Below are 18,645 nucleotides of genomic sequence, written 5' to 3' on the forward strand. Positions count from 1 at the left end.
ACTTTTTTCTCTTTCGAGATCAGCGCGCTTTTTAGGAGCGTCGGGGCGCGTCTGTCAATGGCGGCGGATCAGCGCGTTCCGCCGAGCCGCTGCAGCAAGCCGAGATTCTCAAAAAACATCTCCCGCGCCGTCGGGCTGATGGCGGCATGGCCTTCGTCGGCGACGTAGAGAAGCTCCAGCTCCTTGAGCCGGGCGAATTGTTCTTCGGCGAGACGCGCCGCCTCCTCCATGCCGCCCGAGCCCGCGCCGTCGCGGATATAGCGGGCGAGTTCGATCACATTCTCGGGCGTCGGGTCCGGCGGAAGGCTCATGGTGGCTTCGCTCCTGTACGAAGGAAGCCTGGGCGGAAAATCCTAAACGCGCCGGTGTGCGGAATATATAAAAAGCTTACGATCGGGTGCGAGGCATTCCCGTGGTTTATCCGGGCTTTCCGCACCGCAATGATTTTTATGAACCAGCGCCGTCATTGCGAGCGAAGCGAAGCAACCCAGGACCGCAATAGCTGCCCTGGATTGCTTCGTCGCTGCGCTCCTCGCAATGACGGCGGTCACTGGTTTTCCGCCCCTCCGGTAAGAAACGGGAGGGGAAGGCGTGAAGGCCGTCGATCAGAGACCGTAGATCCTTGCGAAATCCGCATCCTTGGCGGCGACCTGCTTGGCGAGGTCGACTACGACCTTGCACTGCTTCCAGGTGGCGTCGTCCTGCATGCGGCCGTCGATCATCACCGCGCCAGTGCCGTCGGGCATCGCCTCCAGCACGCGCTTGGCGAAGGCCACTTCCTTCGGATCGGGCGAGAAGACGCGCTTGGCGATCTCGATCTGGGTCGGATGCAGCGACCAGGCGCCGGCGCAGCCGAGCAGGAAGGCGTTGCGGAACTGGGACTCGCAGGCCGGGCCGTCGGAGAAATCGCCGAACGGGCCGTAGAAGGCCTTGATGCCGGCCGAGGCGCAGGCGTCGACCATTTTGGCGATGGTGTAGTGCCAGAGGTCCTGCTGGAAGGTCGCGCGCAGGCCAGCGCCCGGATCGGCGTCGGCGATGACCTTATATTCCGGATGGCCGCCGCCCACGCGGGTGGTCTTCATGGCGCGCGAGGCTGCAAGATCGGCCGGCCCGAGCGAAATGCCGTGCATGCGCGGGGAGGCCGCGGCGATGGCGTCGACGTTCTTGACGCCCTCAGCGGTCTCCAGAATGGCGTGAATGAGGATCGGCTTGGTCACGCCGTTCTTGCCCTCGAGCTGGGCGAGAAGCTGGTCCAGATAGGCGATGTCCCAGGGGCCTTCGACCTTGGGCAGCATGACGACGTCAAGCTTGTTGCCCACTGCGCCGACGATCTCGATCATGTCGTCGAGCGCCCAGGGGCTGTTCAGCGAATTCATGCGGGTCCATAGGCCCGTCGAGCCGAAATCGGTCGACTTCGCCATCTCGATGAAGCCAGCGCGGGCGGCTTCCTTGGCGTCGGCAGGAATCGCGTCCTCGAGATTGCCGAGCACCACGTCGACCTGCTTGGCGATTTCCGGAACCTTGGCGCGCATTTTTTCGAGATGCGGCGGCACGAAATGGATCATGCGCTCGACCTTGACCGGCAGCTCGCGATAGGGAGCCGGCGCGCCAATGGCCAGCGGACGGTAGAACTGATTAGGCAGTTTCATGCGGGAAAGCTCCGTCACGCGCGTTCCCTTTTAGGACGAGCGGCCGAAGGGCCGAAGGGACGCGGAAAAGACGGGGTCGAGCTAGCGCAGACGGGACGGATTGGCAATGGCGCGGCGAAAAGCGCGTGAGGAACGACCATCCGGGGCTTTCCGCATGGCGCGCGCGAGGCCATGATACGCAATAGGACCCCGCCGGATCATCCAATCCTCATGACACGACCCAGTTGGCGAGCTGACCCGAGCGAGATCGCGGCGATTGTTTCGGCCCGCCACGGCGATCCCTTTGGCGTCCTCGGGCCCCATGAGACCGGCGACGGCCTCGTCATTCGGGCGTTCATCCCGGGCGCCGAGAAGGCGAGCGTCGAGAGTCCGCAGGGCCAGCCCGTCGCCGCGCTCGAGCGCGTTCACCCGGACGGCTTTTTCGAGGGGCTCGCCTCTATAGACCCAGGCGCGCCCTATGTTCTGGCGGCGTCGAACGGTCAATCACAGTGGCGCTTCGCCGACCCTTACGCCTTCCCGCCCTTCCTCGGCGCGATGGACGACCATCTCTTCATCGAGGGCGCGCATCGGAAACTCTATGAGCGTCTCGGCGCCCATGTCGTGAGGCATATGGGCGTCGAGGGAACCAATTTCGCCGTCTGGGCGCCGAACGCCAGGCGCGTCTCCGTCGTCGGCGATTTCAACCAGTGGGACGGACGGCGCGCGCAAATGCGCAAGCGCGTCGATAGCGGCATTTGGGAGATCTTCCTTCCCAGCGTCGCCGCCGGCGCGGTCTATAAATATGAGATCATCGGCCGCGACGGAAATCTCCTGCCGCTGAAGGCCGATCCTTTCGGCTTCGAGGCGGAGCTGCGCCCCTCGACGGCTTCCGTCGTCGCCTCCGACGCGCCGCATGACTGGGGGGACGAAAAGCACCTGCGCGCGCGCGCCGCGCGCGACCCGCGCCGCGCGCCCATGTCGATCTATGAGGTTCACCTGCCCTCCTGGCGGAAAGCAGATGGTTGGCGCTTCCTCACCTATGACGAGCTTGCCGATCAGCTTGTCCCTTACGTCGCCGATCTGGGCTTCACCCATATCGAGCTTCTGCCGATCAACGAGCATCCGCTCGACGCCTCCTGGGGCTATCAGCCGATCGGCCTGTTTGCGCCGACGCGGCGCCACGGCGACGCGGAAGGGTTCAAGCGCTTTGTCGACCGCGCGCATCAGGCGGGACTCGGCGTCATTCTCGACTGGGTCCCCGCGCATTTTCCGACCGACGAACATGGCCTCGCGCAATTCGACGGCGGGCCGCTCTACGAGCATCCCGATCCGCGCCGCGGCTTTCACCCCGACTGGAACACGGCGATCTATGATTACGGCCGGCGCGAGGTCGCAAATTTCCTGATCGCCAATGCGCTCTACTGGTGCGACCGCTTCCACATCGACGCTCTACGCGTCGACGCCGTCGCCTCCATGCTCTACCTCGATTATTCGCGCGAGCCGGGCGCATGGGCGCCCAATCCCGACGGCTCCAACGACAACAAGGACGCGGTCGCCTTTCTTCAAAACTTCAACACGCTCGTTTACGGGCTTTACCCCGGCGTCGTGACCATTGCGGAAGAGTCGACTTCCTGGGCCGGCGTCACGCGGCCGGTCGACAGGGGCGGGCTCGGCTTCGGCTTCAAATGGAACATGGGGTGGATGAACGACACGCTGCGCTACATGTCGTCCGATCCGGTCTATCGCAAATGGCGGCACAATGAGATCACCTTCGGCCTGCTCTACGCATTCGCCGAAAATTTCGTCCTGCCGCTCTCGCATGACGAGGTCGTCCATGGCAAAGGCGCGATCGTCTCGAAAATGCCCGGCGACGAATGGCGGCGCTTCGCGGGCGCACGCGCTTATTACGGCTTCATGTGGGGCCACCCCGGCAAGAAGCTCCTCTTCATGGGGCAGGAATTCGGCCAGACAAGCGAATGGGATTATGCGCGCGAGCTCGAATGGGGGTTGCTGGCGCACGCCTTCCACAAGGGCCTGCGCGATTTCTTGCGTGACCTGAACCGCCTCTGTCGCAAACACGAGGCGCTCCATGCGCGCGATTGTGAGAGCGAGGGATTTGAATGGGTCGCGGTCGACGACGCGGAGTGTTCCGTCTTCGCCTTTCTGCGCTACGGCGCCGAACGTACGCGGCCGATTCTCGTCGTCTCAAACTTCACGCCCGTGCCGCGGCCCAATTACCGCCTGGGCCTGCCCTACGCGGGGCGTTGGCGTGAAATCCTCAACTCGGACGCCAGCCATTACGGTGGCTCCGGGCAAGGCAATCTTGGCGGGGTGGAAGCGAAGGAAGAGGGCTTCGCCGGCTTCCCGGCGACGGCCGAGATCCAAATCCCGCCGCTCGCCACTTTATTCTTCGAATTCGAAAACGACGGACTAAAATGAAGCTCGAATCGCATCTTTCGCGAACTGGACGTGACTGATGGCCGCCTATGACAATCCGCCGTACGCGCGCCACGCCATGGCCTATGTCCTCGCCGGCGGGCGCGGCTCGCGGCTCATGGAATTGACCGACCGGCGGGCCAAGCCCGCGGTCTATTTCGGCGGCAAATCGCGCATCATCGACTTTGCATTGTCCAATGCGCTCAACTCGGGCATTCGCCGCATCTGCGTCGCGACGCAATATAAGGCGCACAGCCTCATCCGCCATTTGCAGCGGGGCTGGAGCTTCTTTCGCGTCGAACGCAACGAGAGCTTCGACATTTTGCCGGCGAGCCAGCGCGTTTCCGAAGACCACTGGTATCTCGGCACGGCGGACGCCGTCTATCAGAACCTCGATATCGTCGAAGGCTACGATCCCAAATTCATCGTTCTTCTTGCGGGCGATCACGTCTACAAGATGGATTACGAGCACATGCTCAAACAGCATGTGGAGCAGGGCGCAGACGTCACCATCGGTTGTCTCGAAGTCCCTCGAAGCGAAGCGTCCGGCTTCGGCGTGATGCATGTCGATCAGAACGACAGCATCATCTCATTCATCGAAAAGCCTGCCGATCCGCCCGCCATGCCCGGCCATCCAGACCGCGCGCTGGTCAGCATGGGCATTTATGTCTTCGAGGCGAAATTTCTCTACGAGCAGCTTCGCCGCGACGCGCAGGACCTCGGCTCCACGCATGATTTCGGCAAGGACATCATTCCTTACATCGTGAAGCACGGCAAAGCCGTCGCCCATCATTTCTCCCGCTCCTGCGTGCGCGCGGCGAGCGAGCAGAACGCCTATTGGCGCGACGTCGGCACTGTCGACGCCTATTGGGCGGCCAATATCGACCTCACCGATTTCGTGCCCCAGCTCGATCTCTATGATCGCAACTGGCCGATATGGACCTATGCGGAAATCACGCCGCCTGCGAAATTCGTGCACGACCAGGTGGGCCGCCGCGGACAGGCGCTTTCTTCGCTCGTCTCCGGCGGCTGCATCGTCTCCGGCTCGACGCTGCGTCGCTCGTTGCTTTTTACCGGCGTGCGCGTGAACTCCTACGCCTCGGTCGAGAATGCGGTGATTCTTCCTTACGTCGATATCGGCCGTTCGGCGCGGCTCGCCAATGTGGTGGTCGATCGCGGCGTGCGCATTCCGCAGGGCCTCGTCGTCGGCGAAGACCCCGAAGAGGATGCACGGCGCTTCCGCCGCACCGAGCAGGGCATCTGCCTCATTACACAGCCGATGATCGACAGGATTGCGTCATGAGCGCGCGCGTTCTCGCCGTCGCCTCCGAGATGAGCCCGCTCGTCAAAACCGGCGGGCTGGCCGATGTCGTGGGCGCGCTGCCGGGCGCGCTTGCGGGTGAAGGCGTCGAGACGCGCACGCTCATCCCCGGCTATCCGGAAGCGCTTGCGGCGCTCGGCGTGGGCGAGACGGTTCTTTCTTTCGACGATCTCTTCGGCGGGCCCGCATGGGTGCATGCCGGGCGTCTGGGCGCAAGCATCGTCTATACGCTCGTCGCGCCGCATCTTTATGCGCGCGAGGGCGGGCCTTACACTGACGAGAATGGCGTCGATTATCCGGACAACGCCTTCCGCTTCGCGGCGCTCGCCTGGGTCGGCGCGCAGATGGCGCAGGGCGCGCTCGCCGATTTTACGCCGGATGTCCTGCATGCCCATGATTGGCAAGCGGCGCTTGCGCCCGCCTATCTGCATTACAGCGGCAGGCCGCGGCCGGCGACGATCGTCACGATTCACAACATCGCTTTCCAAGGGCAGTTCGCGAAGGAGCTGCTCACCGAGCTGCGCCTGCCGCCGCAATCCTTCCAGATGGAGGGCGTGGAATATTACGGCGCGATCGGCTTTCTCAAAGCCGGCCTGCAGCTTTGCGACCGCATCACCACCGTCTCCCCGAGCTATGCGCAGGAGATCGAAACGCCTGAATTCGGCATGGGGCTCGATGGCCTGTTGCGCGCGCGCGCCGATGTCGTGAGCGGCATTCTCAACGGCGTCGATGAGGACGTGTGGAACCCCGCCACCGACGAGCGTATCGACGCGACCTATGACGCCGCGACCATATCGGCTCGGGCGAAAAACAAAGCGGCGCTGCAAGTGCGCATGCATCTCGACGCTGATCCCGACGCTTTTCTCCTGGGCGTCGTCAGCCGCATGTCCTGGCAGAAGGGGCACGACCTGCTGCTCGCCACTCTGTCGTCGCTCATGGCGCGTCATGCGCAGCTCGCCTTGATCGGCACGGGCGAGAAGCATCTCGAAGAAAGCTTCCTCGCCGCGCGGGACGCCTATCCCGGCCGCGTCGCCGTGTGGGTTGGATACAGCGAGGATCTGGCGCATCTCATTCAGGCGGGCGCCGACGCTTTCCTCGTCCCTTCGCGCTTCGAGCCATGTGGGTTGACGCAGCTTTACGCCTTGCGCTACGGCGCTGCGCCGATCGTCTCGCGCGTCGGCGGATTGAAGGATACGATCATCGACGCGAATGAGATGGCGGTCCAGGCCGGCGTCGCCACAGGTCTCCAATTTTCACCGCCGACGGCGGAGGCGCTCGACCTCGCGCTTCGCCGGGCGCAGGAAATTTTCAGGGACAAGGACACGTGGCGCAAATTACAATTGAACGGCATGAGCACGGACGTCTCCTGGCGCCATCCGGCGAAACGCTATGCGACGCTGTATCGCGAGGCGATCGCCTCACGAAGCTGAGGGGCTCCTTACCCCCTCCCTGTCCCTCCCCCGCTAAAGCGGGAGAGGGGACGCTCACGATCGGCATTGTTCATGAAGGTCGCAATGTAGCTCCCTCTCCCGCGAAGCGGGGGAGGGCTGGGGACGGGGCCTGATGCGCATCTCCCCCGGCGCCCCGGAACCATTCGGCGTCACGCTCGACGATACGGGCGCCAATGTCGCCGTCTTCTCGGCCCATGCCGAAGAAATTCATCTCTGTCTTTTCAATGAGCGCGGCGCCGAAACGCAGCGCGTTCGGCTCCCGGCAAAAACCGGCGACGTCTTTCACGGACATTTCGAAGGATTGAAAGAAAGCCAGCGTTACGGCCTGCGTGCTTACGGCCCTGACGCCCCGCATGAGGGCCATCGCTTCAATGGCGCGAAGCTTCTCATCGATCCTTACGCGCTCCTGCTCGATCGCGCGACTACGCTGCATGAATGCATGTTCGCATCCGGCGCGGCCGCTCAGGCAGACAGCGCGCCTTTCGTCGCCAAAGGCGTGATGACGCGCCCACAAGCGGCGACGCCTTCGCGCCCACGCCATTCGTGGCGCGACACGATCATCTATGAGATGCACGTTAAGGGCTTCACTGCGATGCACCCGGATGTGCCGCCGCAATTGCGCGGCACATTTGCGGGCCTCGCGCATGAGGCGTCCATCGCGCATTTCACAAAGCTTGGCGTCACCACGCTCGAGCTCTTGCCCGGCGCCGCCTGGATCGACGAGCGCCATCTGCCGTCGCTGGGCCTCAGGAATTACTGGGGCTACAACCCCATCGCCCTGATGGCCCCCGATCCGCGTCTCGCGCCGGGCGGATGGCGCGAGGTGCGCGAAGCGGTCGACGCGCTGCATGCGGCGGGCCTCGAAGTTATCATCGACGTCGTCTTCAACCATACGGGCGAGAGCGACGAATTGGGGCCAACGCTATCGTTGCGCGGCCTCGACAATGCGAGCTATTACCGCCTCGCCGAGGATCGCGCCCGCTATGTGAACGATGCCGGCTGCGGCAATATCCTTGCCTTCGACCGCGCGCCTGTCGTGCGTCTCGCCATGGATGCGCTGCGCGCCTGGGCAATCTATGGCGGCGTCGACGGCTTTCGCTTCGATCTCGCGACGACGCTGGCGCGTCTTCCCTCGGGCTTCGACCGCAACGCGCCTTTCCTCGCTGCGCTGCTGCAGGACCCGATTCTGCGCGACTTGAAGCTTATCGCCGAGCCTTGGGATATGGGCCCCGGCGGTTATCAGCTCGGGCATTTTCCGGCCGCCTTTGCCGAATGGAACGACCGCTATCGCGATTGCGCGCGGCGCTTCTGGCGCGGCGACGCTGTGGGCGTGGCGGAGCTTGCGACCCGCTTCGCCGGCTCGCAGGATTTCTTCCCGCGCCGCGGCCCCTCTCGCAGCGTCAATTTCATCACCGCCCATGACGGCTTTACGCTGCGCGACCTCGTTTCCTATGCGCGCAAGCACAATGCGGCGAATGGCGAGAACAGCCAAGACGGAACGAACGAAAATTTCTCCTGGGACAATGGCGCCGAAGGCGAGACCGACGAACCGAGCATCTGTGCGGCGCGCTTGCGTGACCAACGCAATCTCTTGGCGACGCTGCTGCTCTCGCGCGGAACGCCCATGCTCTCCATGGGCGCGGAGCTGGGCCATACGCAAAGGGGCAACAACAATTCTTATGCGCAGGACAATGAAACAAGCTGGATCGATTGGGCGGCGGCCGATCCTTCGCTGATCGATACGGCTGCGCGGTTAACAAGGCTGCGCAAGGCGCATGTCGCCCTGCGTGACGATCGCTTTCTCGACGGCGGCGCGCATGACGGCGCCCTTCTTCCCGACGTCGAATGGCTCGGCGCCGACGGCGCGCCGATGCGTGACGAGGATTGGCGACGCGGCGGCGCCGAAGCGCTCATTGCGTCTCTCTATGCGAATGACGACCGCGTTCTCGCGATCTTCCACCGGGGCGCTTCGCCTTTGGAGGTAACGCCGCCCCCTGCGCGCGACGGGTATGAGTGGCGCGTGGTTTTCGACGCTTCTGACAGCGTCATGGGTCTGAGCGTTTCGGACAGGTTGACGGCGTCGGCGCGTAGCGTCCTGCTTCTCGTCGAGGAAAAAAACGCCGCGCGCCGCGCGCCTGCTCGCGTAGACGACGCCATGCTCGTGCGTCTTGCCGAAGCCGCCGGAGTCTCGGCGCATTGGCGCGACGTCGACGGCGTGGCGCATGACGTTCCGCGCGAGACGCTCTTAAATCTTCTGCAACGCCTCGGTTTGCCGGCGCAGAGTCGCGCCGAAGCGATAGACAGCCTCGCTCGCCTCGCCGCGATGCGCGATCGACGCGCGCTTCCGCATCACGCCGTCGCGCGCGACGGAGAATCAATTAATCTGCGCTTGGCGGCCCCTGATGGGCGCACGCCATGGCATCTTGTCTTATGGGATGAAGCCGGGCGCGATGAGCGCAACGTTAAACTCTCGGCGCTCTCGCCCTATGCATGGCGCGGCGTTGATGGCCGCATCAATCATGGATATCGCGCGCAATTGCCGGCGCTCCCATCGGGTCGGTATATTTTGCACGGGGAACAAGAAAACCTTGCGTGCCATCTGATCGTTTCGCCCGCGCATTGCTATCTGCCGCAGGATCAGCACAGCTTCGGCGTTTCCGCGCAGCTCTATTCCTTGCGTCGCGACGGCGATCAGGGGATCGGCGACTTCACGACGCTCGCGCGGCTCGCGCGAAACAGTGCCGAGGCCGGCGCGGCGCTGGTCGCGATCAATCCGCTACATGCGCTCTCTTTCCAGGATCGTTCGCGCGCGAGCCCCTATTACCCGTCCGACCGGCGCTTTCTCGATTCGCTCTACATCGATCTCGAAAGCCTTCTTGGCGACGGCTTCGACGAAGCAACCGCGCGTGCGCTGTCGACGCGCGACATGGTCGATTATCCCGCCGTCCATGTGTTGAAACAGCAGGCGCTCGAAACAGCATTCGCGCGTTTCGATGCGCTTGCGCATCGGCAGCAAGACCACGCGCTCGTGGCCGATTTCACGAAATTCGTCGTGGGCCGCGGCGAGGCGCTCACGCGTTTTGCTTTGTTCGAAACGATCAGCGAAGCGCGCAGCGGCGCAGATTGGCGCCACTGGCCGCAGGAGCTGCGCGACGGCGCGCCAACTGCGCTCGCCGCTTTTGCTCTGGAGCACGCAACGCGCATCCTCTTCCATCGCTTCCTGCAGTGGATCGCCGATCGCCAATTCGCACAAGCGGCGCAAGACGCGCGGGACGCGGGCCTTTCGCTCGGCGTCTGCCGCGATCTCGCCGTCGGCGCCGCGCCCGACGGCGCCGAAAGTTGGAGCAAGGCCTCTCGCCTCCTGAGCGGCTTCTCCATCGGCGCGCCGCCCGATCCCTTCAGCCGCGAGGGCCAGAGCTGGGGGTTGCCGGCGCCCGACCCGCTGGCGGTGGAGAAAGACGCCGGCGCGGATTTTGCGGAGCTGCTGCGCGCAAATATGCGTCACGCCGGGGCGTTGCGCATCGATCACGCGATGGGGCTGGCGCGGCTTTTTCTTGTGCCCGAGGGCGAGAAGGCCGCCATGGGCGCCTATGTCTCCTATCCACTCGAGACCTTGCTGGCGCAGCTTGCGTTGGAGAGTCAGCGCGCGCGCTGCATGGTCGTCGGAGAAGACCTCGGCACGCTGCCCTGGGGCTTCCGCGAACGGCTGGAGGCGGTGGCTGTGCTGAGCTATCGCGTCGTCTGGTTCGAACGCGCCGGTGAAAGCTTCATCCAGCCGAGCGAATATCCGGTAAAGGCCATGGCTTGCGTCTCTACCCATGATCTTCCGACGCTGGAAGGCTGGTGGCGCGGCGTGGATATAGACGAAAAGGAAAGGCTTGCGATTCTCACCTCTGAAGCGGCGACGGCCGAGCGCGTCGCCCGCGCAAAAGACAAGCGCGCGATGCTCGACGCCTTGCGCGGCGAAGGCCTGTTCGACGCCGCTGCGGAAGATGTCGCGTTCGACGACGCGCTCGCGATGGCGCTCCATCATTTCGTCGCCCGCGCGCCGTCCCTGCTCGCCATGGCGCAGCTCGATGATCTGGCTGGTGAAAGCGTCGCCGTCAATCTTCCCGGTACAGACGTTGAGCGGCTGAACTGGCGGCGCAAGCTCGGCCCTTCGGTGGAAAAGCTTTTCTCCGCGCCCCGCGCGGCGGCGATCATCGCTGGGATTCGCCGCATTTCGGTCTAGATTGAGTCGGCATAGTCTCGGCAATCCACAAAACAGGGGCCTTTAAGCGCGCATGGGATGGGCGAATGAGCAATTGCGAACAGGCGAGGGGCGCGGTCTCTTCATCGTGCTGTCGCTGGCTGCCGCCGTCTCCGCGCAGGCGGAGGAAAAACCGGTAAACTCCGCCGATCCAATTGATCTTTCGTCCAAGCGCCTGGAGCTGCGCGGGGTCGAGACCACGATAGACGAGGCGAGGGAGCGGGCGAAGAAGCTCGAGGGAGAGCTCGCCGCGCATGCCGCCATACGCGAAAATCTCAACAAAGTGCTGCTCGACGCCACCGGCCGGCTGCAGGAGACGGAAGAGCACGCAGCCCAGATCGAGGAAAGGCTCGCCAAGCTCGCGGGCGACGAGAAGAAAATCGTCGACTCGCTCGAAAGCCGCCGCGCCGCGATCGGCCAGGTGCTGATGGTTCTCCAGCGCATGGGCCGGCGCCCGCCGCCGGCGCTCCTGGCCCGCCCGCAGGATATTCTCGACGCGCTTCGCGCCTCGCTGGCGCTGGGCGATATGCTGCCGCAAATGCGCGCGGAGGCGCGCGCTCTGCAGAGCGACCTCGCCGAGCTTGTCCGTCTTCGCGAAATCGCCCGCCATGAGCAGGACCGCCTCACCGAAGAAAAGAAGGGGCTCTCGGAGCAGCGCGCGCGGCTCGGCGAGTTGATCGCCATGCGACAGGAGGCGATCGAAACCGCGCAATCTGCGATGCAGAAGGAGGCCGCGCGCGCGGCGACTTTGGCGCGCCAGGCGTCGAGCCTGAAAGATCTTATCACGCGCATGGAGGCCGAAAGCGAAGCGGCCCGCAAGGCGGCCGAGGCCGCGCGCAAGGCCGATGAGGAGCGAGCGGCGGCGCAGGCGAAGCTCAGCGAGGAGCAGCGCCGCAAGGCGCTGGCGGCGCCCTTCAAGGATGCTGCGCGCCTTGCGCCTGCGGTTTCCTTTGGCGATCTCAAGGGCAAGCTGAACTTCCCGGTGGCGGGGCTGGTGCTCAAGCGCTTCGGCGCGCCGGACGGTTTCGGCGGCAAGGAAAAAGCCTATTACATCGGCGCCCGGGACAATGGCGTCGTGGTCGCGCCCTGCGACGGCTGGGTTCTGTTCTCAGGACCTTACAGGAGCTACGGACAACTCTTGATCCTAAACGCAGGCGGCGGCTATTATGTCGTCCTGGCCGGCATGAATCGCTCTAATGTGAACGTCGGACAATTCGTCCTGGCGGGCGAGCCGGTGGCCAGCATGGGAGACGGAGCCGCGCAGACGGCCGCAACCGTCGCGATCGGCGCGAAACAGCCCATTTTGTATGTCGAGTTCCGCAAGGACGGTAACTCGATCGACTCGAGCCCATGGTGGGCCAAGTCAGACAGTCGGAAGGTCGGCGGATGATTCGCAAAACTGCTCTAATCGCAACCGGAATCGCCATCGGAGCCGGAAGCGCGACGCTCGGCCAACAGGCCCGCGCTCTGATCGGCACGCCGGCCGCCGCCGCGACCACCGCAGACACATATAAATTCCTCAGCCTCTTCGGCGACGTGTTCGACAAGGTCCGCGCCGATTATGTCGAGAAGCCCGATGAGCAGAAGCTCGTCGAAAACGCCATCAACGGCATGCTCACGTCGCTCGATCCGCATTCGAGCTATCTCGACGCCAAGGGCTTCAAGGACATGCGGACCCAGACCGAGGGCAAGTTCGGCGGTCTGGGCATCGAAGTCACGCAGGAAGACGGCCTGGTGAAGGTCGTCACGCCGATCGACGACACGCCGGCCTCGCGCGCGGGCATCATGTCCGGCGACCTCATCGGCGCCATCGACGACGAGAACGTCCAGGGCATGACGCTCAATCAGGCCGTCGACAAAATGCGTGGCCAGATCAACACGCCGGTCAAGCTGACGGTCTACCGCGGCAAGGACAAGGACAAGATCGAGGTCAAGATGACCCGCGCCGAGATTCACATCAAATCGGTGCGCTCGCGGACCCAGGACAATGACATCGCCTATGTTCGCATCTCCCAGTTCAACGAGGAGACGGCGGACGGCCTGCGCAATGCGATGGCCAAGGCGCAGCAGGAGATCCCGGCCGACAAGTTCAAGGGCTATATCATCGACCTGCGCAACAATCCGGGCGGCCTGCTCGACCAGTCGATACAGGTGGTCAACGCCTTTATCGACAAGGGCGAGATCGTCTCGACGCGCGGCCGCAACGCCGACGAGACCCAGCGCTACAACGCCCGCCCCGGCGATCTCTCCAAGGGCAAGCCGGTCGTGGTGCTGATCAACGGCGGCTCGGCCTCGGCCTCCGAGATCGTCGCCGGCGCGCTGCAGGATCATAAGCGCGCGACGCTCATCGGCACGCGCTCCTTCGGCAAGGGCTCGGTGCAGACCATTATCCCGCTCGGCGGCGCGGCTGGCGCGCTGCGGCTCACGACGGCGCGCTACTACACGCCGGCGGGCCGTTCGATCCAGGCCAAGGGCATCGATCCCGACATGCAGATCCTGCAGGAAGTGCCGGACGAGCTGAAGGGCAAGGACGACACCAAGGGCGAGGCTTCGCTCAAGGGCCATCTCAAGAATGGCGACGACGAGAAGACGGGCTCGCAGGCCTATGTCCCTCCGGACGAGAAGAAGGACAAGCAGCTGAACGCGGCGATCGAGCTGCTGCATGGCAAGTCCCGGGCGCAGATCATGGCCGAGCAGACCAAGGAAGTCGCCAAGGACTCGACAAAAGCCCCGACCAAGGCCAATTAAGCGGGGCGGACAGGGCTAAAGAAGCGGGCGCTGCGGGAAAGCGGGGTCCGCTTTCTCATTTCTGGGGGTTGAGCGCCGCTGCTCTGATTTCCCGATCGCGCTTCGCGCGTCGGGAATGACAGCGGGCGATTATCGAAGGATCCGACGTTCTCGATGCCGAATATCCTCGACTACGCCAATCCGACGCGCTTCCTCAATTTTGCGCGCATTGTCCTGCCCTGGCTTTCCGGCCTGACGCTCATTCTGCTCGCCGTCGGGCTCTACGGCGCTTTCACCGCGCCGCCCGACTACCAGCAGGGCGAGACGGTGCGGATCATGTATATCCATGTGCCGTCGGCTTGGCTGGCGATCTTTGCTTATGTGGTGATGACCTCGGCGTCGCTCGGCGTTCTGGTCTGGAAGCATCCGCTCGCCGACGCCGCGCAGAAGACCGCCGCCTCGCTCGGCGCGGCCTTCACCTTCGTCTGCCTCGTCACCGGCTCGCTGTGGGGCAAGCCGATGTGGGGGACCTATTGGGTGTGGGACGCCCGGCTCACCTCGATGCTGGTGTTATTCCTGCTCTATCTCGGCCTCATCGCCGTGCGGCAGACGATGGACGACACCCCGCGCGGCGCGCGCATCGCCTCCATCATGACGCTTGTCGGCGCTATCGACATTCCCATCATCAAATATTCGGTCGATTGGTGGAACACGCTGCATCAGCCCGCTTCCGTCTTTCGCATCGGCGGGCCGACGATCTCGGGCTCCATGCTGTGGCCGCTGCTGGTCATGGCCCTCGCCGGGACGCTCCTGTTCCTGACCCTGCATTTCATGGCCATCCGCAATGAAATCCTGCGCCGCCGCCTCGCCCGCCTCTCTTTACAGGCGCTGCAGGAGGCGGCTCGGGACGAAGGCGAGGCGCCCACGCTCGAGGCTGCGCAATGAGCGAACATCAAATTTTTGTGGCGCTCGCCTATGCGATCGCCTTTCTGACGATCGGCGGCAGCGCCGCGCGCATCATCCTCGACTACCGGCGCCTGAAGGCAGAGCTTGCCCGCTTCGGCACCAAGGGCCAGCGGGATGAAGGAGGCGCGGCGTGAGCGAACCCGTCATCGCCCAGCGTTCGCCGCTGCGTTTTCTGCCGCTCATCCTTTTCGCCCTGCTCGCGGCGCTGTTCCTCATCCGGCTCTTTACCGGCGACGCGTCGCGCATCCCTTCGGCGCTGATCGGCAAGCCCGCGCCGACCTTCAACCTTCCCGCCCTGGATGGCTTGAAGGACACGCCCGGCCTTTCGACCGAAGACCTGCGCAAGGGCCATGTCAGCGTCGTCAATATTTTTGCCAGTTGGTGCGCGCCCTGCCGGCAGGAACATCCCGTGCTGATGGCCATGGCGCGGGACGAGGCGCTGAAGGAAAAAGGCGTCGAAATCTACGGCCTCTCCTATAAGGACGAGCCCGCTAATGCGTTGGGTTTCCTGCAGGCGGGCGGCAATCCCTTCCAGCGCATCGGCGTCGACCCGGCGGGACGCACCGCGATCGGCTTCGGCGTCTATGGCGTGCCGGAGACCTTCGTGATCAAGGGCGACGGAACCATCGCCTATAAATTCGTCGGGCCATTGTCGCCGTCGGCGGTCGCAACAACGCTCTTGCCGGAGATCGAAAAGGCGATGGGCAAATAAGCCTATCGCCGCTCCGAGAGGCGCGCGCCGTCGCGGGGCAGTTTCGATCCCTTCTGGAATTCCACGCCAACCAGCGTTTGGCGGCGCCAGACCACCCGGACGACGTGTTTCGCATTGCCGGCGTGGAGGATGAAGCTATCGGGCAAGGTCGCGCCCAAGCCGTCGATCTTGGCGCCCGTCGTCGAGATGTCCACGATCCGGCAGGGAATCGCCGGCTCCATTCCGCCCGGATCAGCCCAGACATCCGCGTATGACTTGAGCCGCGGAGCGGCGCGCCTGTCCCTTAGGGCAGCGGTCTGCTGTCGGGATCTGTCCGAGAAGGCGGCGGCCATGGCGTCTCGCGGCAAGCAGTTCGGCAAGACAGCAATGATACCCCAAAAGCCGTTTACGCCTTCCTCAAGAAAATCGCTAAATAGCGGTAGCACTTTGCCTTACGGCGCCTTCAGGAAAAGCCCCACCGTCAGCATGGATCCGATGACGACGATGAAAATCCGCAGGATTTTCTCGTCTATTCGATGAATCAGGTGGGCGCCGCCGACGCCGCCGATCGTCGCCCCCGCCGCCGTGACGAGCGCTTGCTCCCAGTGAAGATCTGGCGAAAACAAGAAGATAACGACAGCCGACGCGTTCATCACGCCGGCGAGCACGTTTTTGGTCGCGCTGGCGATGCGCACCGCCTGACCGGCCATGGTCAGCGCCGCAACCATCAGGAACCCGGCGCCGCCGCCGAAATAGCCGCCATAGGTGGCGATGAGAAATTGAATGAAGCCGGCGCCGGCGGGAGAAAGATGGCCATCCGCCTCTCCGGGCCGGCGGAAGAAACTGCCCCAGGCGAACAGCCCCGTCGCGAAAAGCACGAGCCAGGGCACGAGCCGGGCGAAAAGGCCGCGCGGCGTCTCCAAAAGGATGACTGCGCCGATGGCGCCGCCGATAATGCTGATGACAAAAAGCCAGCCCAAAGTGAGCGCGCCGATGCCTTTGGCGTGGCTGCGTCCCGTCCAGCCGGTTGCGACCTGGGCCGGAAAGAGCGCGACGCAGGAGGTGATGTTCGCCGCAAGGGCGTCCATGCCGGTGAACATCAGCGTCGGCAAAATGAGGAAGGAGCCGCCGCCCGCAAGCGCATTTTGCGCGCCCGCCCAGGTCGCGACGGCGAAAAGCAGAAGGTAGGCCATAAAGGGGCTATGTCAGGTCCCAGGCCGCATGGCAAGCGGCTCAGGAATGATGGGTCACCTCTTGTGCAAGACCGGCGGCGATGAGGCGCACCAGTGTCTCCAATTGTGCGTCGAGCGCCTCGGCGGGCGTCTCCTCGAGCTTCCCTTCGAGGCCGAGCGCCACGACGCCATGGACCGCCGAGAAAAGCGTGCGGGCCAGTCGCGCGCGGGACTTTTCGTCACAATCGGGCAAGAGCGCCGCCAACGGCGCCTCCAGGCGCCCGAATAATTGGTTGCGTTCGTCGGCATACCAATCCGGGACCCGCGCGCCCCCCGAAAGGCGATGCTCGAAAAGCGCGCGCCAGCTCGGCTCCTCGCGGCGGGCGAAATCCAGATAGGCGCGGGCGAGCGCCTGCAGCGCGTCGGAAGGGTTCGCGCGGCTCAAGGCTTCATCCAGCGAGTCCGCCAGCCGCTCCAGCGTCGAAAGATTGACGCGCAAGATCAGCTCGTCGAGATCGTCGAAAGCCGTGTAGATCGCGCCGAGCGCGCAACCGGCCTCGGAGGCCAGATCGCGCGCCTTGAGCCCGCCGAGCCCGCGCGCGGCGACGGAATGGCGGGCAACATCCAGCAGGCGCTCCCTGAGCTTTAGGCGTCGCTGCGTTCCGGCTTCGGTTCTGGTCTCGCTCACCGGATCTTCCTTTCGAGGCCGCCAGGCTGCCGCCGCGGCGAGAAATGGTCGGGAAGGCGCCGCGTGGAGGCGAGCGGCGTTCTTCCGGTGTTTCAAAACCGCGCAACCTATTGAGCGGTTCCAGACTTGCGCATGTCCTAGAGCACAGCCCCGAGCCGCGTTCAATGTTTTCTTGAACGCTGTTCACAGAGGTGCTAAGAGGGGTGTGTGAACGTTGTTCAGCCACGCTCAGGGAAGAACCCGAATGCTAAAGACCGTCGTCACATTGCTCCGGGGAAAGGCTTTCGACGCCGAGGAACGGTTCGCCGACCGCCATGCGCTCGCCATCCTCGATCAACAAATGCGCGACGCCGCCCTGGCGATGGAACGCGCCAAAAAGGCGCTCGCTTTAGCGAGCGCGCAGGACAAGACCGAGGTGCGCAAGCTCGACGCGACGCGGGCGCAGATCGCCGAGATTGAAACCCGCGCCGTCGAGGCCTTGAAGGCCGGGCGCGAGGACCTCGCCCGGAAAGCCGCTGAAAATATCGCAGACCTCGAAAGTGACGCGAAGGCGGCCGAAAAGGCCCGCGCGCTGTTCTCGGCCGAGATCAAGAGCCTCGAACGTCACCTGCGCGACCAATCCGCCCGCCTTGCCGAATTGGAGCGCGGCAGGCGGATCGCCCGCGCGGCCGAGGCTGTCCGGGTCGCCCGTCGCGGAAGGCTCGAAGAGGCGCCTTGCGGTCAATCGACCCTTTCGGAGGCTGAAGCCACATTGGCGCGGCTGCGTGAACGGCAGGCGGAAGCCCGCGCCGCCGAAGCTGCTCTCGATGATCTGGACGCCCACGACAAAGCCCAGGACCTCAACGCGGCCCTCGCCGACGCCGGCTTCGGCCCACCGGTGAAGCCGCGCGCGGCGGATGTCCTGGCAAGGCTGAAAGAAAAGGCCGGCGTGGCATGAGCCCGCCCGCCGGCCTCGTCTCCTGAAAGCAAGGGCCCCAACTACAATACCGGTAGAAAAGGAAATCGAAAATGTCCGCGCAACCGATCAAACATTCCGCCGCCTTCGTTGGCTTCTCGTATGTTTCCTTTGGCATCGCCGCGCTGATGGTGGGCGGCGGCGTCTTCGTCATGCCGATCGACCATTGGATGAAAGGCTTTCTCATCATGGGCGTGGTGATGCTCGTGCAATCCTGCATCATCCTCACCAAGACGATCCGCGACAATGTCGAGGCGGAAAAGCTGCTCAACCGCATAGAGGACGCCAAGACCGAGCGCCTTCTGATGGACGTCTCCAAAGGCGTCTCCGCGTAGATTTTCGTAATCGGCCGGCGGTCTTG

Annotated in this window: 16 protein-coding genes; 11 read left to right on the forward strand and 5 right to left on the reverse strand. The window is 64.2% G+C overall.

All coding sequences use genetic code 11. The annotated features are described in order from the left end of the window. Nucleotides 1-68: 68 nt before the first annotated feature. Together OGR47_RS00405 and OGR47_RS00410 are read right to left on the reverse strand one after the other, a co-directional pair. Nucleotides 69-311, reverse strand: coding sequence for a hypothetical protein (locus OGR47_RS00405; protein WP_165049618.1), 243 nt, complete (start codon nt 309-311; stop codon nt 69-71). 294 nt (nt 312-605) lie between these two features. Next, nucleotides 606-1,649, reverse strand: coding sequence for an HpcH/HpaI aldolase/citrate lyase family protein (locus OGR47_RS00410; protein WP_165049620.1), 1,044 nt, complete (start codon nt 1,647-1,649; stop codon nt 606-608). A gap of 210 nt (nt 1,650-1,859) precedes the next feature. Between OGR47_RS00410 and glgB the strand changes: the two genes are divergently transcribed. From glgB to OGR47_RS00455, 9 genes are all read left to right on the forward strand, one after another. Beyond that, on the forward strand, nt 1,860-4,067 hold the full coding sequence (gene glgB / locus OGR47_RS00415) for a 1,4-alpha-glucan branching protein GlgB (protein ID WP_165049623.1): 2,208 nt from the start codon (nt 1,860-1,862) through the stop codon (nt 4,065-4,067). A gap of 37 nt (nt 4,068-4,104) precedes the next feature. Beyond that, entirely contained in the window at nt 4,105-5,367 is a 1,263-nt protein-coding gene (gene glgC, locus OGR47_RS00420) for a glucose-1-phosphate adenylyltransferase (protein WP_165049625.1), read from the forward strand. After that, entirely contained in the window at nt 5,364-6,815 is a 1,452-nt protein-coding gene (gene glgA, locus OGR47_RS00425; RefSeq protein ID WP_165049627.1) for a glycogen synthase GlgA, read from the forward strand. The genes glgC and glgA overlap by 4 nt, the downstream gene beginning before the upstream one ends. A gap of 133 nt (nt 6,816-6,948) precedes the next feature. Then, nucleotides 6,949-11,067: a glycogen debranching protein GlgX gene (gene glgX / locus OGR47_RS00430; protein ID WP_165049630.1), complete on the forward strand. Its 4,119-nt coding sequence runs from the start codon at nt 6,949-6,951 to the stop codon at nt 11,065-11,067. A 52-nt stretch (nt 11,068-11,119) separates the two neighbouring features. After that, the gene (locus tag OGR47_RS00435; protein ID WP_165049632.1) at nt 11,120-12,475 is read left to right on the forward strand and encodes a murein hydrolase activator EnvC family protein; all 1,356 of its coding nucleotides are present in this window, start codon (nt 11,120-11,122) and stop codon (nt 12,473-12,475) included. Then, nucleotides 12,472-13,833, forward strand: a complete 1,362-nt coding sequence (locus OGR47_RS00440) for a S41 family peptidase (protein ID WP_165049634.1) — start codon at nt 12,472-12,474, stop codon at nt 13,831-13,833. Before OGR47_RS00435 ends, OGR47_RS00440 begins: the two co-directional genes overlap by 4 nt. Before the next feature lie 153 nt (nt 13,834-13,986). Next, nucleotides 13,987-14,757 (forward strand): heme ABC transporter permease, encoded by a 771-nt coding sequence (locus OGR47_RS00445; RefSeq protein ID WP_165049636.1) that lies wholly within the window; start codon nt 13,987-13,989, stop codon nt 14,755-14,757. After that, the gene (gene ccmD, locus OGR47_RS00450; RefSeq protein ID WP_165049638.1) at nt 14,754-14,912 is read left to right on the forward strand and encodes a heme exporter protein CcmD; all 159 of its coding nucleotides are present in this window, start codon (nt 14,754-14,756) and stop codon (nt 14,910-14,912) included. Before OGR47_RS00445 ends, ccmD begins: the two co-directional genes overlap by 4 nt. Then, entirely contained in the window at nt 14,909-15,490 is a 582-nt protein-coding gene (locus OGR47_RS00455; protein WP_165049640.1) for a DsbE family thiol:disulfide interchange protein, read from the forward strand. Before ccmD ends, OGR47_RS00455 begins: the two co-directional genes overlap by 4 nt. A 2-nt stretch (nt 15,491-15,492) precedes the next feature. On the opposite strand, the gene OGR47_RS00460 is transcribed toward OGR47_RS00455, so the two are convergent. The 3 genes from OGR47_RS00460 to OGR47_RS00470 form a co-directional block, all read right to left on the reverse strand. Beyond that, a complete protein-coding gene (locus tag OGR47_RS00460) occupies nt 15,493-15,711 on the reverse strand; it encodes a hypothetical protein (RefSeq protein WP_216697871.1) in 219 nt (72 codons plus the stop codon). 210 nt (nt 15,712-15,921) lie between these two features. Continuing rightward, entirely contained in the window at nt 15,922-16,662 is a 741-nt protein-coding gene (locus tag OGR47_RS00465; protein WP_165049644.1) for a sulfite exporter TauE/SafE family protein, read from the reverse strand. A 40-nt stretch (nt 16,663-16,702) separates the two neighbouring features. After that, nucleotides 16,703-17,329 (reverse strand): TetR/AcrR family transcriptional regulator, encoded by a 627-nt coding sequence (locus OGR47_RS00470; RefSeq protein ID WP_165049646.1) that lies wholly within the window; start codon nt 17,327-17,329, stop codon nt 16,703-16,705. A 244-nt stretch (nt 17,330-17,573) separates the two neighbouring features. Here OGR47_RS00470 and OGR47_RS00475 point away from each other — a divergent pair, with 244 nt between their 5' ends. After that, entirely contained in the window at nt 17,574-18,266 is a 693-nt protein-coding gene (locus OGR47_RS00475; RefSeq protein ID WP_165049648.1) for a PspA/IM30 family protein, read from the forward strand. 71 nt (nt 18,267-18,337) lie between these two features. After that, nucleotides 18,338-18,619, forward strand: coding sequence for a YiaA/YiaB family inner membrane protein (locus OGR47_RS00480; protein ID WP_165049650.1), 282 nt, complete (start codon nt 18,338-18,340; stop codon nt 18,617-18,619). Nucleotides 18,620-18,645 lie beyond the last annotated feature (26 nt).

Source organism: Methylocystis sp. MJC1 (assembly GCF_026427715.1).
Lineage (GTDB): Bacteria > Pseudomonadota > Alphaproteobacteria > Rhizobiales > Beijerinckiaceae > Methylocystis.

What these genes read in the sequence shown, in the direction of transcription:
- OGR47_RS00405 (WP_165049618.1), bottom strand. Translation starts at nt 311, where the DNA reads ATGAGCCTTCCGCCGGACCCGACGCCCGAGAATGTGATCGAACTCGCC.
- OGR47_RS00410 (WP_165049620.1), bottom strand. Translation starts at nt 1,649, where the DNA reads ATGAAACTGCCTAATCAGTTCTACCGTCCGCTGGCCATTGGCGCGCCG.
- glgB (WP_165049623.1), top strand. Translation starts at nt 1,860, where the DNA reads ATGACACGACCCAGTTGGCGAGCTGACCCGAGCGAGATCGCGGCGATT.
- glgC (WP_165049625.1), top strand. Translation starts at nt 4,105, where the DNA reads ATGGCCGCCTATGACAATCCGCCGTACGCGCGCCACGCCATGGCCTAT.
- glgA (WP_165049627.1), top strand. Translation starts at nt 5,364, where the DNA reads ATGAGCGCGCGCGTTCTCGCCGTCGCCTCCGAGATGAGCCCGCTCGTC.
- glgX (WP_165049630.1), top strand. Translation starts at nt 6,949, where the DNA reads ATGCGCATCTCCCCCGGCGCCCCGGAACCATTCGGCGTCACGCTCGAC.
- OGR47_RS00435 (WP_165049632.1), top strand. Translation starts at nt 11,120, where the DNA reads ATGGGATGGGCGAATGAGCAATTGCGAACAGGCGAGGGGCGCGGTCTC.
- OGR47_RS00440 (WP_165049634.1), top strand. Translation starts at nt 12,472, where the DNA reads ATGATTCGCAAAACTGCTCTAATCGCAACCGGAATCGCCATCGGAGCC.
- OGR47_RS00445 (WP_165049636.1), top strand. Translation starts at nt 13,987, where the DNA reads ATGCCGAATATCCTCGACTACGCCAATCCGACGCGCTTCCTCAATTTT.
- ccmD (WP_165049638.1), top strand. Translation starts at nt 14,754, where the DNA reads ATGAGCGAACATCAAATTTTTGTGGCGCTCGCCTATGCGATCGCCTTT.
- OGR47_RS00460 (WP_216697871.1), bottom strand. Translation starts at nt 15,711, where the DNA reads ATGGAGCCGGCGATTCCCTGCCGGATCGTGGACATCTCGACGACGGGC.
- OGR47_RS00465 (WP_165049644.1), bottom strand. Translation starts at nt 16,662, where the DNA reads ATGGCCTACCTTCTGCTTTTCGCCGTCGCGACCTGGGCGGGCGCGCAA.
- OGR47_RS00475 (WP_165049648.1), top strand. Translation starts at nt 17,574, where the DNA reads ATGCTAAAGACCGTCGTCACATTGCTCCGGGGAAAGGCTTTCGACGCC.
- OGR47_RS00480 (WP_165049650.1), top strand. Translation starts at nt 18,338, where the DNA reads ATGTCCGCGCAACCGATCAAACATTCCGCCGCCTTCGTTGGCTTCTCG.